This window comes from Pedobacter sp. GW460-11-11-14-TSB4 (genome assembly GCF_059423705.1).
The window spans coordinates 380,127-393,205 of record NZ_JBWKYI010000001.1; the positions used below are offsets into that span (position 1 = coordinate 380,127).

General features: G+C 39.7%; 7 protein-coding genes. 1 reads left to right on the plus strand and 6 read right to left on the minus strand.

What is annotated here, in order from left to right:
- Positions 1-377: 377 nt before the first annotated feature.
- On the minus strand, positions 378-1,046 hold the full coding sequence (locus AC07YT_RS01665; protein ID WP_086546108.1) for a DUF3826 domain-containing protein: 669 nt from the start codon (positions 1,044-1,046) through the stop codon (positions 378-380).
- 12 nt (positions 1,047-1,058) lie between these two features.
- Complete coding sequence (locus AC07YT_RS01670) at positions 1,059-2,696, minus strand: fucose isomerase (RefSeq protein WP_086546106.1); 1,638 nt, start codon at positions 2,694-2,696, stop codon at positions 1,059-1,061.
- A gap of 224 nt (positions 2,697-2,920) precedes the next feature.
- Between AC07YT_RS01670 and AC07YT_RS01675 the strand changes: the two genes are divergently transcribed.
- Positions 2,921-3,790 (plus strand): AraC family transcriptional regulator, encoded by an 870-nt coding sequence (locus tag AC07YT_RS01675; protein WP_025143623.1) that lies wholly within the window; start codon positions 2,921-2,923, stop codon positions 3,788-3,790.
- A gap of 173 nt (positions 3,791-3,963) precedes the next feature.
- Here AC07YT_RS01675 and AC07YT_RS01680 read toward each other — a convergent pair whose 3' ends face one another.
- The 4 genes from AC07YT_RS01680 to AC07YT_RS01695 form a co-directional block, all read right to left on the minus strand.
- The gene (locus AC07YT_RS01680; protein WP_086546105.1) at positions 3,964-4,896 is read right to left on the minus strand and encodes a dihydrodipicolinate synthase family protein; all 933 of its coding nucleotides are present in this window, start codon (positions 4,894-4,896) and stop codon (positions 3,964-3,966) included.
- A gap of 53 nt (positions 4,897-4,949) precedes the next feature.
- Entirely contained in the window at positions 4,950-6,518 is a 1,569-nt protein-coding gene (locus tag AC07YT_RS01685; protein WP_086546103.1) for a sodium:solute symporter family protein, read from the minus strand.
- A 98-nt stretch (positions 6,519-6,616) separates the two neighbouring features.
- Positions 6,617-10,090 (minus strand): malectin domain-containing carbohydrate-binding protein, encoded by a 3,474-nt coding sequence (locus AC07YT_RS01690; protein ID WP_494945137.1) that lies wholly within the window; start codon positions 10,088-10,090, stop codon positions 6,617-6,619.
- Positions 10,091-10,261: 171 nt separating this feature from the next.
- Positions 10,262-13,078, minus strand: a complete 2,817-nt coding sequence (locus AC07YT_RS01695) for a glycoside hydrolase family 95 protein (RefSeq protein WP_086546099.1) — start codon at positions 13,076-13,078, stop codon at positions 10,262-10,264.
- Between the last annotated feature and the right edge of the window lies 1 nt (position 13,079).

Sequence of the window (13,079 nt, forward strand, 5' to 3'; positions counted from 1 at the left end):
CGGTTAAGGATGGGTTTGTTTTTTGTTTGCTTTTTACAGCTTGCTAGTTAGGCAAAAGAATTAGATAGCGTTAACTTAAAAATCTATCTCACCTTAATTGTCTTTGTGGCGACTCATATTTCTCTTTTTTTGATTAAAAATTATTGGTTAGAAAGTATATTTTAACTTTGTAATAGTGAAATAAAATCCATTTTTCGAGCTAAATTCAAACAGTTATTGTATCATCTTACCAGGACAAAAATAACCATCTCGGTATAAGCTATTTAGTAATTTTATTCATACTACAATATAAGTATAAATTCATATATAAATGAAATATTCTTGAATAAAAAAATAAAAAAAATAATGGAGCGTTTAAACACGCTCCATCAGCATCACTAATTTGCTTGTGCTTTTGCTTTTCTGCGCTTCTCCCACTCTATTCCTTCCTGCTTTAAATCGTATCCGGCAGCCGACAGGTAATTGTTTATTCTGCCTTTATATTTACCAAACCAGGCATGTTTTTTATCTGATGATTCTGCATCCATGGCATGTTCCCTTGCTTCGGTTAACCAGATTAGGATTTGTTTTTTCTGGTCTTCCGTTAAAGTTAAAATCTGTTCCTGATAGGCTTTATAAGTAATCGGCAGTACATTGTAGGTCATGCCGTTTTTCACTAAATCAACCTGCTCATTAGTCAGTTGTGCAGAAAGTTTGCTAATGTATTTTTTATGGAGTTTAGCCAGCGAAGTTTCTACAAGGCGGGCATCTTTAGCAAGTGCCGAATCGCGCACTACTTTATTGTCTTTATTTTTCTCTTTGATGGCTTTAACACGGGCATCGCGTGCAGCATAGATATCATTTAAATTGCTGTACTGATCCCTGATGATGACCGTTGTCTTTTCTGTTTTCTTCGCATCGCTAATGCCCAGATTGGCCACAATTTTAGCTGAGCGCTCCGTAATCATTTTAGTATAAGTTTCCTTATCGGCAACTGCATTGTTCTGGGCAAAAATTGCGGTAACACTTAAGCAGGTTAACAGCAAAGCTAAAATTGATGATTTCATGTTTTTATTATTTTAAATTGAATTTCTTTTTTTTGTCAGGTTTACATCTCCACAGAAATGTACTTTTAAACCGAGCTCATCTAAGGCAGCGGCTTTAATCCGGCAAGCTTCGTGTGCTCCTGCTTCGTAGTTGGTATAAACCACCTGAATGTGGTTGGCTTTATGCCTGGCCATTAACTGATCGCGGCTAACTCCTTTTAAAATGGCATGCATAATTGGCCATTCCGGAGTGGTGCCCTCCCACCTCCTTTTGGTTTCGGCTTCAGGTAAAGCTACTACTTCTCCAACACCTAAATCGCAATGTATTTCATTATTTATTATATATACACGGCTCCATACAATAAAGCCTGGTTTACTAACGCCTTTTAACGATCCCCCGCCTAAACGGAAATACATGGCCGGCTGTCTGTCGCTGCTTGCTCCGGTATAACCATCAATAAAATGTGCAGGTGGTGCTGCTCCGGAGATTAAAAATAACCAAACAAAACCATCTACCTCTTCATTTTTGTAATATTCGCCCCAACGGATATCGTGAAGTGTGTTTTCTCCGGTCATTCCCAGTTCTTTCCAAAGATTATAGGTTACCAAAGCATCTAAACCGGCACATTCGTCTACCTCGTTAAAATGCGGTAAAGCCCGTTTGGCATAAAGTTCTTTACCGTCAACAGAAAATACAGGCGGGCGGTCTTCATTATTTAATAAACCCTCTACTAAATCGCTGGCGACAGTTAAATCTTTTAATCCCTGCTGATATTGAATCCCAATGGTATCGCAGCTAAAATCATCAGCTATCCTTAAGGCCGCAATATACATTTTGCATTGTTCAAGTGTTTGCCTTTTTGTTAGCTGGGTTTCTTCATCAGTTCCCCAGTTGAAAGTCATTCCTTTTTGTAAAAGCCAGTCTAAAACGGCTTCAGCTTCGGCTTGCTTAACCTCTAGCATATCAGCATATAATGCCGACTGACTCAATCGTTCTTTAAAAAAACCGGTTTTGTGCAAGAGTTCGTCGGGAATGATAGCATTGTACATACCCATGCAGCCCTCATCAAACACGCCCATGATCACTTTTCGCTCTTTTAAACTTTTCGCAAAAGTTCTTCCTATCTTATCATCGCTCAATGGAATTTTACTGAGTGCAAAACTCTTTACATGACCCTGATCGTAACTGATTTTACCCGTTGATAACCACTGTTGCAGTCCCTCTGTAAAAAAATCATCCGTAAAATCTTCGCTCCATAAAGTGCTGTAAGGAATAGACGCTTTGGTTAAACAACCATTTAGATTTAACATACCTACCAAACCCGGCCATTGACCGCTCCAGTTGGCTACTGTTAATATCGGTCCGCGATGCGTGCTAAGCCCTGCTAATACGTGATGAGAGTATTGCCAAACACTTTCTGCAACAATTAAAGGCTGGTCGGGATTAATATTTCTAAAGATATCCATTCCCATTCTTTGCGAATCGATAAAGCCATGTTTTTTTGTTGAATGATAAGGATGAGCACGTTTAACTTTACAGCCAAATTGTTCGATAGCCAAAGTTAATTTTCGCTCCATTTCAACTTGGGCAGCCCAGCAGTTTTGATTCGCCGAAAGCCGTAAATCGCCGCTCGAAACCAGTAGAATTTCTCCTTGTTTGCCTTGTCTCATAATTTATTAATAAACAAATAATTTATATAAAAATAATTTGTTAGCTTATATTTGGGTTATGCCTTTACGGCTATATACAAAACTCAACAATGAAAAACACTATTTTCTGATGGTTTTTATCAAATTAATATAGGATGTTATCATTAAACTCGTTAACTTTAGCACGCTGTGGTACCATTTACAAAATATGATAACACAGTCCTAACCAAATATTTATCAGTAACATGAAACCTCATTTTCATAAAGTTCCGATTACTTTACAAAGTTCCTTTAGTATCCGTCATGATATTAAACCTGATTTTGGGAATATCTGGCATTACCATCCCGAGCTGGAATTGCATTATGTAATCAAGGGTGAAGGTGTTCGTTTTATCGGTGATAACATCAGTAATTTTGTACCAGATGAGATGGTACTTTTAGGAGAGAACTTACCACATACCTGGCGCTGTAAAGATGAATATTTTCAAAACAACCCTGATCTTACCACCGAAGCCATGGTGATTCATTTCCTGCCTGATTGCCTGGGGAAATATATGCTTACTTTACCCGAAGCTTATTTAATACCTAAATTATTTGAAAAGGCTAAAAGCGGGATGGTAATTAAGGGAAAAGCTAAAGATAAACTGGTTGATTTAATGCGGGCAGCGGTTGATGCTACAAATCTGGACAGGATTATTATTCTGCTTTCTATTTTAAAAACATTAGCCGAAACAGATGAATATTCGACTATTGTAACCAGTAAAAATACATTTTACCAAAGCAACGAGTCTGAAACACTGCGCATTAATAAAATCTGTAATTATACCTTGAGTAATTATAAAAAGGATATCACACTGGAAGAAGTGGCATCGCTGAGTAATTTAAGCGTGACTTCTTTCTGCAGGTATTTTAAACTGATGACGAAGAAAACCTTTTATGATTTTCTGATTGAGATTCGGGTAAGTCATGCTTGTCGTTTTTTAATTGAAAACAAGCTGCCTACCGAAATGATCTGTTTTGATTGTGGTTTTAATAACGTATCTAATTTCTACCGGCACTTTAAAAAAGTTACAGGGATGACACCTTTGGATTATAAAAGAAAGTATTTGAATTAGGTTTCAAGACCTTATAGGTTCTTGAAACCTATAAGGTCTGGCAAAATAGATCCTTAAACAAGTTCAGGTGACGAAATGAACATAATTTATCGTCATCTCGACTGTAGCGCAGCGAAATGGAGAGATCTATTTACAAAGATTTCTCCACTTCGGTCGAAATGACGATTACGCCACTATATAAATACCTTAATATTTAAATTATTGCGCAGCGAAGTATAATCATCAAACAAAGTTTCTACTTCTTTAACTACACTTGGCGTAAAGGAACCTACATTTCGGCGCGTAAAGGTCGAAATATTAAGACCACGTTTTTGCAGGAAATATTTCGATACTACCGGATACACATTATGCATCACATCCATATTGTCGATTAAAAACTGCTGTACCACCTGCACTTCATCTTTAAAAGTTTCATCATTATAATGGTCGCAAAGCCAGACAATCAGTTCCGGAAAATAATTCCCCTGAATGCAGGATAAACCTGAAGCTCCCGCTTTTAACGATTCTACTGCATGTACGATATAGGCATCGTAAAGCCCAAAAGTCTTGCCTGCTGTCAGTTTAAGTTTTTCTTTAATCTGCCCGAGGTCAAGGCAGGTATCTTTGTGGTAAATTACGCGATCAGTAGCCACAAAATCGGCTAATTGTTGCGGTTTTAATACTCTTTTATAGGGAACCGGACATTCATAAAATCCAAGGGGAATTTTATCCGTTTGATGAAGCAGATCAAAAACACGATCATTAAAAACCTCATCCGATTCACTTTCATCAGCTAACAAACTGGTAATGGCAATCACAGCCTCTACCCCTGCATCGCTTACTTCTTTTACAAAATCGGCCTGTTTACTTATTTCCCCGCCAAATGTTCCGGTAGCCACTACCGGCACTGCCCCATCTACCACTTTTATCACATGTTTAATGGCCTGAATCCGCTCTTTACCACTCAATTCGAACATTTCGCTCGACAAACAATTGGCAAATAAACCCGATGATCCTGCCTGTAAATAAATTTCAGTAAGCTGAGTAAGAGCGGGATAATCTATATTTCCGTTGCTTAAAAAAGGCGTAAGCATAACCGGGATGAACCCTTTTTGTGAGTTTTCCATTATAATCTGATATGGTAAATTGTTCTTTATAGTGCCTGAAAAACCAGAAGGGTTTAATTGGCTGTTTTAGTCTTTTTGTTTTTAATTTTCGTCAGGAAAAGTCCTGCTAAAAAAATAGTTAAAGTGCCGATCACAATAATCATATTTTTATGCAATGGATTTCTAAAAACTTCATATTCTGGAGGAAGAAGCGAAGAAAATGTCATCCATATGATTACGGCAATGCCGATTATTGTTGCGGTGATGGCTTCGTGGTTTTTAGTTTGCCTACTGATGATACCCAGAAGAAATAAACCCAGCATTCCTGCTGCAAAAATCCCTGATAATTCCCACCAAACATCTAAAATACTTTTTACGCCAATCATGGCTATGCCAGCAATCATACCCAGTAAACCAAAGCCAACGGTGGCTAAATGTAACAGTGATAAATTTTGTTTTTCGGTTATGCCCGGTTTGAAATACCGTTTATAAATATCCACCGAAAACACTGTTGCTGAGGCATTCATTCCCGAACTGATGGTACTCATGGCCGCCGATAAAATAGCCGATACAATTAACCCCACCAAACCAATTGGAATTTTAGTGACCATAAAGTGCGGCATAATTTTATCCCCATAATCTGCCGGCTGTAAGGCATTTTGCACTTTTAATATTTCTGCAGCTGAGGCATGTAAGGGCAAACGCTCCAGCGCTACCTGATGTTTGATCGACTGCACCAGGTCCGGATTAATTTCGTAATAAGCATACAAGCAAGATCCTATAATAAAAAAGAGCAATGATGCCGGAATATATAACCACACGCACAACCAGATTGATTTTGAAGCTGCCTTACTTGAGGATGCCGTATGGTAACGCTGGATATAATTCTGGTCCATCCCAAAATTGTTCAGGTTGATGAAAAATCCATAGAGCAAGACCACCCAAAAAGATGATCCAACAAAATCCAGCTTAAAACTACCTAAACTAAATTTATTGGCCGATTGCCCGATCTCCACAATTTTCGAAACCCCTCCCGGCATATTCGAAATAATTAAATACAGAATAAGCAATGCGCCAAAAGTTTTTACGACAGCCTGTACCACTTCCGTCCATATTACCGCTTCAATTCCTCCTAAAACGGTATAAACGATGATACATATGCCCATTACGATCATAATCATCTGCATCGAATAGCCGGTAAGTGCTTGCAAACTCAGGGCAATTCCAAAAAATATCGATCCCATCCTGGCCAGCTGTGTTAACAGGAAACATACTACTGCATATACCCTTGCCCATGCACCAAAACGTTTTTCTAAATGGGTATAGGCCGATATTTCGCCTGTATTCCGGTAAAAAGGAACAAAGTATTTCGAAGCGATCCAGGCTGCCAAAGGCATCGAAATGCTGAATACAAATGCATTCCAATTGCTCCCGAAAGCCTTGCCCGGCACGCCTAAAAAAGTATTACTGCTTAAAAAGGTTGCATAAATAGATAAACCTATCGCCCATCCGGGAATCAGGCCCGAAGCTTTTGTAAATTGCTCGGAATTTTTATTTTTCCTCGAAAAATAAACCCCAACTAATATCATTCCAACAAGATAAATGAAGATTATTGCAAGATCGACTACAGGAAGTCCTTTCATTCTTTGTTGGCTCGTTTATTAATTTGGTTAAAACAAATATGCATGACTAAATATCAACATTAATATAAGATTTTGGCCACATATTGTACCATCTTATCTTATTGAACATCTAAAGCATCAACTGCAAGGCCTTTAGCATCAGTAGCAATCAATCTGAGTTGATAAGTTCCGGCATTAATCATGCTTCCGGTATTGGTGCTCAGGTAGTTCCATTTACCCGCTTTGGTTGGTGCAAATTCAACACTTTCTGTTTTCATCACTGTTCCGTCAGCTGAGGAGAATTCCAGTTTTCCTTTTAAAAGCTGCTCCGATGGATTATGGTATTTGATGGTTAACGAATAGGTATCGGCCACGCCCACTGAAATTTTCCAGCTTAAACTACCTTGATTAGCAGCATTAAAAACAACACGCTGTTTATCCATCAATATGGCTTTTATTACTTCTTTACCGGCCAAAATACCATCTGTCGCTTTATAGGAAGTCGTCGTTTTTAAATCGTATGCGGGTTGTAAATGCGTAACAGGTAATACAAAAACAGTGGCTGTTCTATTATCGAAGATAATCCTTTCGTTAGGAAGGAGTCTTTTCCGATAGAGATTAAAGCTTTCATCCCTACTGTTTTTTATTGAGGTCCTGGTGTCTTCGAATCCCTGGGGAATGCTGCTGTTTATCGTCAAAGCAATAAATGCGTCGACACTATCCGTAGCGGTGAATTCGATACTTTCCTGCGCCCGTGATGCTTTTAACCATTCTGCACCATATAAATTAGAAGGCAGATCGGTAAAGGTCGAATTTTCATTTTTAAACTGTTCATCCCCAATATCCAGCCAGCTGTTTAGTTCCGCATTTTTGATTTTGGTTAAAAGCGATTGACTAGGCGGTGCAGCATGAATATTTGGATTTAAACTGGCAATGGCAATAGCTGAAATCACCGCCTGACCAGCTTTTACTTCGGGGAAATTAATATCCAGAAAGCCACCTTTAACCGTCGTTTTGATTGTTTTCTTCAACAGAGAGTTGCTTCCGGCTTCCTTCCAGATGTCTAAATCTTTAATTACAGTTTTACCGTTAAAGGCCACATCAAATAAGCGCATGGCTTTGGCATCAAAACCTCCGCCTATACCCAGCCAGGGCTCGATAAAATAAAGTTCGACCAGGTATTCTCCGTCAGGCAGCGGGAAATGATATTTCAACTGATCTCTGCCATATCTGAAAGTCTGTAAAAGCTTCCAGTCTTTGGTACCGGCAATGGGTTGAAAGGTGCGGCGTTGACTGGCAAAAAAAGCAGGAATATCCTTAAAATCTGTTGTCCATGAGGTAGAGCCAAAATTATGCTGTGAAGTTAAATTCCTATCAGCCGACCATTTACGCCCGTTGGCATCTGTATAATCGCCACCACCACAGTTTACGCGATACACATCATTATAGCCCTGAGCGGGAGTTGTTAATTGTTTATCCTTAATTAAAACATTAAAATTTGGACTTTCAGGCAGATTCTGTAATACCACTTGATCTTTGGCCACAGCTTTCCCATTTACATAACCCACGGCATACAATATATTATATTGGATATCTGGTTTGTTCCACTGGAAATGTGTGCCTATAACATCACGTTTCCTTCGGCCTAAAGATTGACCGTTTACATCGTTAAAAAGCTCTACTTCATCACAATTGGAATACACCACCACACTGTCTTTAATGCCGGGTTTCGTCCAGCGGTTTGGCCAGGTATGCGAAACAATGTACACCATAGGTTCAGTTTGTTTCGGTGCATAATTTGCCCTGAACATATAAAATACATCTGTAGGTTCTTCCCAGGGCGTAAACATGCCTTTGTAATTTACAGGGCCTACCCGATCGAGATCTCTCAATCCTTCTCCTCCCTGCACCCTTCCCGGATTATCATGTGAACTGTATAGCCAGAAAAAGTGACCTGCGGTTTTATCCTTTACCGATTCGGCCAGGCGCACCTTAGTTTCCATTAAATCGGTCATTTTGTTCTCCGTGTAACCTTTACCATTCGCATCTGTGTGATGAAGATCGATGGTTCTCCACGCACCATATTCACCAACCAAAACCTGACGTTGTAAATCTTCGCCATAAGTTAAAGGATTACCGCCATAGGTACCGGTCCAGTTTTGGGGAACATCCCAATCCGTGCCTTTTCCGCCGTTACAGGTGGTTACTTTTCTTTGTGATGAAGCTGTAGGATCTAATTTCCGAATCAACTCGGTACATTCCTTCGCGAAATCTTCGGGTAAAGTACTTTCGTTTTCTAAACCCCATAATACTACCGCCGGACTGTTCCTGCGTTCTTTTACCCAGTCTGTTAGAAGTGATTTAAAATTCTTCCGGAATTCCGGCGTATCGTACCAGATATGTGCGGCCATCTGCGTCCAGCATAAAATCCCTTCCTTATCCCAATAATCAGAATACAATAAATTGTGTGGTTGATGTGCATCCCGGAAGGCATTAAAACCTGCTGCTTTAATTTGTCGAACCCTCGAGCTGATCTGCTCGTTACTAAAAGCGTGGCTCTGACCAATTAAATGCTCATATTCTGCAATCCCGTTAATGAAAACAGGTTTTCCATTTAAAAGAAACTGTTTCTGAGCAACCTGATCACCAATAGGCCAGCTAATCCAGCGGATACCATAAGGTGTTTTCAGTTCATCGACAATTTTCCCGTTCTCCACTACCGTAGTTTGTAAAGTATAGAGATATGGATTTTCTAATGACCAAAGTTTAGGATTAGCGATTTTATCAGTCTGCTGATCGATCTGAATTTCTTTACCAGCAGGAACAGTTGTTGTTTTCTTTAATTCTTTAACCGGCTTCCCACTTTGATCTAGTAATCTGTTGATTATGGAAACATTTTTAGACCTTAAGCTATAATTTTTAACTGTGGTACTCAGATTCAAAATCGCAGCCTTTTCTGAAATTTTATTATCGTTCCAAATGTGCACACCAAAGGGTTCAACATGAAGCTCGTTGGTTACCATTAAATGAACCGGACGGAAAATACCCATCGGTTGCGAACCTTCTGAAAAACCTCGTTCAGTTGAACAACCGCCATCAACCCAGGGTAAATCCTGGATATTTGCAGGGTGATCGGCCCGAACAGCTAATGTATTTTCTTGGTTATTCAGTTTAATTGCAGCAGTTACATCCAATGTAAAAGTTGTTCTGCCGCCCGCATGATAACCAACTTTTTTACCGTTTAACCAAACCGTTGCGTAAGAACCAACACCTTCAAAGTATAGAAAAAACCGTTTTCCTTGTTTACTTTCATTGGTTTTAAATGTTTTGCGGTACCAGGCATAACCATGTTTATTGCCATGGAATTTCCGTTGGTAACCTTCGTACTGATCCCAGTTATGCGGAACATTTACTTTTTTCCAGTCAAGGGTTTTATAGCTGGCTAATTGAAAGCCCTCAAAAGCATCGCTGTTTTTTTCGTTGGCGATACTGAGCCAGTTTGAATTTAATAAAATGTCTTTCCTGGTTTGGTTTTGTGCATAAAGCGAACTCACTCCATAAAAATTGATGATGCATAACAGTAGTAAAAGCAACTGTTTAAATTGAATTCTTTTTGGTTCGTGGCGACACGAACCAAGGCCCATGCAGCAAAAAACATTAAAAAAATTAACTTTTAACAAGTCTCTTCTAAGGGAGATTGCTTCCCCGAAAAGTCGGGGCAGGCTGTCGTTCCTTCTCGCAATGACGATTTTGTTGTTCATATTTTATTGCGATTTCAGGGCTCCATTTAAATTATAGCTTTCGCCTGCTTTTGTTTCGATATTGATGTTATGGTTTTTGTAACGGATTTTACAAGCCCCACCCACTTTAGATTTTATGGTTAATGAGGTTAGTAATCCCTTATCCCAGTTTAAATCCAGTTCAAAACCACCTCTGGCAAGGAGTCCCTTCATTTCACCATGAGGAATAGCCGTTGGTAATGCCGGTAAAATATCTAAATAACCCTGGTGACTTTGCACGATCATTTCCGCAATTCCGGCTGCGCCGCCAAAGTTTCCATCAATCTGGAAAGGTGGATGCGCATCAAAAAGGTTTACATAAGAACCTGCGCCATTATTAGCCGGCTTCATCAGCATTTTCACCAATTTCATCGCGTGGTCGCCATCTTTAAATCGTGCCCAGAAATTGATCTTCCAGGCCAGACTCCAGCCGGTAGCATCATCTCCGCGATACAATAAAGACTGTTTCGCGGCCTGCATTATTTTTTCATTGCTATCCCAGGTAATGTCGTTTCCAGGGTAAACACCCCATAGATGCGAAACATGGCGGTGTTTGTTGGTCGTATCGTCTTTATCCTCCAGCCATTCTTGCAACTGACCATATTTACCTACCTGATTTGGTGCCAGCTGTTTGACTTTCTCCGTTAGCGATTTTCTAAAATCTGCATCGATATTAAGTACTTCTGATGCAGTTATACAATTTTTAAACAGCGACCTAATGATCTGGTGATCCATTGTCGGACCAGCTACCAAACCACCATTTTCCGGTGAATTGGATGGCGTACTGATTAACCAGCCTGTTTTTGGGTCTTTCACCAGAAAATCTTCGAAAAACAAGGCTGCCTGTTTCATTAAAGGATAGGCTTCGGTTTCGAGAAACTTACGATCTTTACTAAATTGGTAATGCTCCCATAAGTGCTGACTTAACCAGGCGCCGCCACTCATCCAAATCCCATGATTAGAAGCATTGATGGGCGCTGTTCCATTCCATAAATCGGTGTTGTGGTGTAAAACCCAGCCACGGGCGTTGTAATATGCTTTTGCCGTTTCAGCACCGGTTTTAGATAATCCTTTGATTTTGCTAAATAGTGGTTCGTTTAATGCCGATAAATTGAGAATTTCTGTCGGCCAATAATTCATTTCGAGGTTAATATTGGTCGTGTACTTGCTTCCCCATGGCGGAGTTAACAAATCGTTCCAGATTCCCTGCAGGTTAGCCGGTTGTGTACCCGGGCGAGAACTTGAAATCAACAAATACCGTCCATATTGCATGTATAAGGCTGCAAAAGCAGGATCGTTAGCGGTTGCAAATTTTGCTAACCTTTCGTCTGTAGGAAGGTTTTCATTCTCTGAGCGGCCAAAATTGACACTAAAAGTGTTGTAATAGCTTTGATATTCTTTAATGTGCTGCTGCCTGATTTCGGCATACGGTTTACCTTTCAAACCACTTAGCGCCTTAATATTTGCGGTTGCCGGATTTCCGGACACATCTTGTGCATTGATAAAATTGGTTCCACCTGTTAAATAAAGTGTTACTTCATCGGCCTGACTGATGCTGATTTTACCATTCAGAATCTTTAATGAGCCATTTTTGACAAGCGCGGTTAACCGGTTCTCGCCCTTCAATGCGCCATCTTTAACCTGAACCGTTAATGCAATTATGTTGTTGCCTAAAGCTTTTACCGATGATTTTCGGTGTGGACTGGAAAGTTCGGCATCGAAGCTTATAGAAGCTTTTCGATCAGCCGTTAAATGGATTACTACAGCCTGATTCGGTTGACTTGCAAAATACTCACGCTGATAATTTACACCATTTAAAGTATAAGTGGTTTTAGCAATCGCCGTACTGATATCCAAAGACCGTTTGTAATTGGTAACAATCGATTTGGTTTGCTTGAAATATAAGTTCAAATCGCCAAATGGCTGATAACTTGCCTGGTATTGCGGAACGGCTGGTGGGTTTTCATCCTGAATTTTATATTTCCATTCTTTAACAAGCGAAACACCCTCATTTATAGTCGTGCCCACAGGGTAAATCCCGATCTTTTTTGAGGTGTCTTTATAGCCTGCTAATCCACCTTTATCAAAATAATTAAGTACCTGTATGGCAATTACATTTTTACCTTTTTTAATCAGTTTTGCAGGTATGGTGTACTTTCTTGGCTCCGTATTATCGGTATTGCCAACCAATTCACCATTTATATAAGTAAAATCCTGATCACGGATGCGGTTAAGATCGAGAACTAGATCTTTTCCTGCCCAGTTTTCGGGTGCATCGAAAGTAGTTCTGAACCAAACGGCACCGTCTAAATTGGCTAAACCTACAGTTTCCCATCCTTCGTAAGCAGGTACTTTTATGGTTTTCCAGCTTTTATCGTCAAAGCTTGCAAGTGCTGGATTTCCCTGGATACCTTTTCCGGTTTTCATTGTATTTACCCAAACTTTTCTGTCACCTGAACTGCTTTGCAAGCCCATAAAATGTTCTTGAGCCAGGGCTTCAGCGGCGGCCTGTTTTCCTTCAAAAAGTAACTTTCTGATCTCTGGAAGATATTGATAGGCGTCTTTCCGGTTATAATCCCTTGGCTTGCCTGTCCATAAAGTTTCCTCGTTAAATTGGATATGATCAACAGCTGTTCCTGCAAAAATCATAGCGCCCAGTCTGCCATTTCCGATGGGCAAGGCATCAGTCCACTTTTGGGCAGCTTTAGTATACCATAAAGTATGGTTGTTTTCTTGTGCAATACTGCTAAAATGAGCAGTTAATAATAAAAATGATGTACTTAATAAAAGTTTAAACTTCATA

Coding starts and splice junctions, on each gene's coding strand:
- AC07YT_RS01665 (WP_086546108.1), bottom strand. CDS start 1,046: ATGAAATCATCAATTTTAGCTTTGCTGTTAACCTGCTTAAGTGTTACC.
- AC07YT_RS01670 (WP_086546106.1), bottom strand. CDS start 2,696: ATGAGACAAGGCAAACAAGGAGAAATTCTACTGGTTTCGAGCGGCGAT.
- AC07YT_RS01675 (WP_025143623.1), top strand. CDS start 2,921: ATGAAACCTCATTTTCATAAAGTTCCGATTACTTTACAAAGTTCCTTT.
- AC07YT_RS01680 (WP_086546105.1), bottom strand. CDS start 4,896: ATGGAAAACTCACAAAAAGGGTTCATCCCGGTTATGCTTACGCCTTTT.
- AC07YT_RS01685 (WP_086546103.1), bottom strand. CDS start 6,518: ATGAAAGGACTTCCTGTAGTCGATCTTGCAATAATCTTCATTTATCTT.
- AC07YT_RS01695 (WP_086546099.1), bottom strand. CDS start 13,078: ATGAAGTTTAAACTTTTATTAAGTACATCATTTTTATTATTAACTGCT.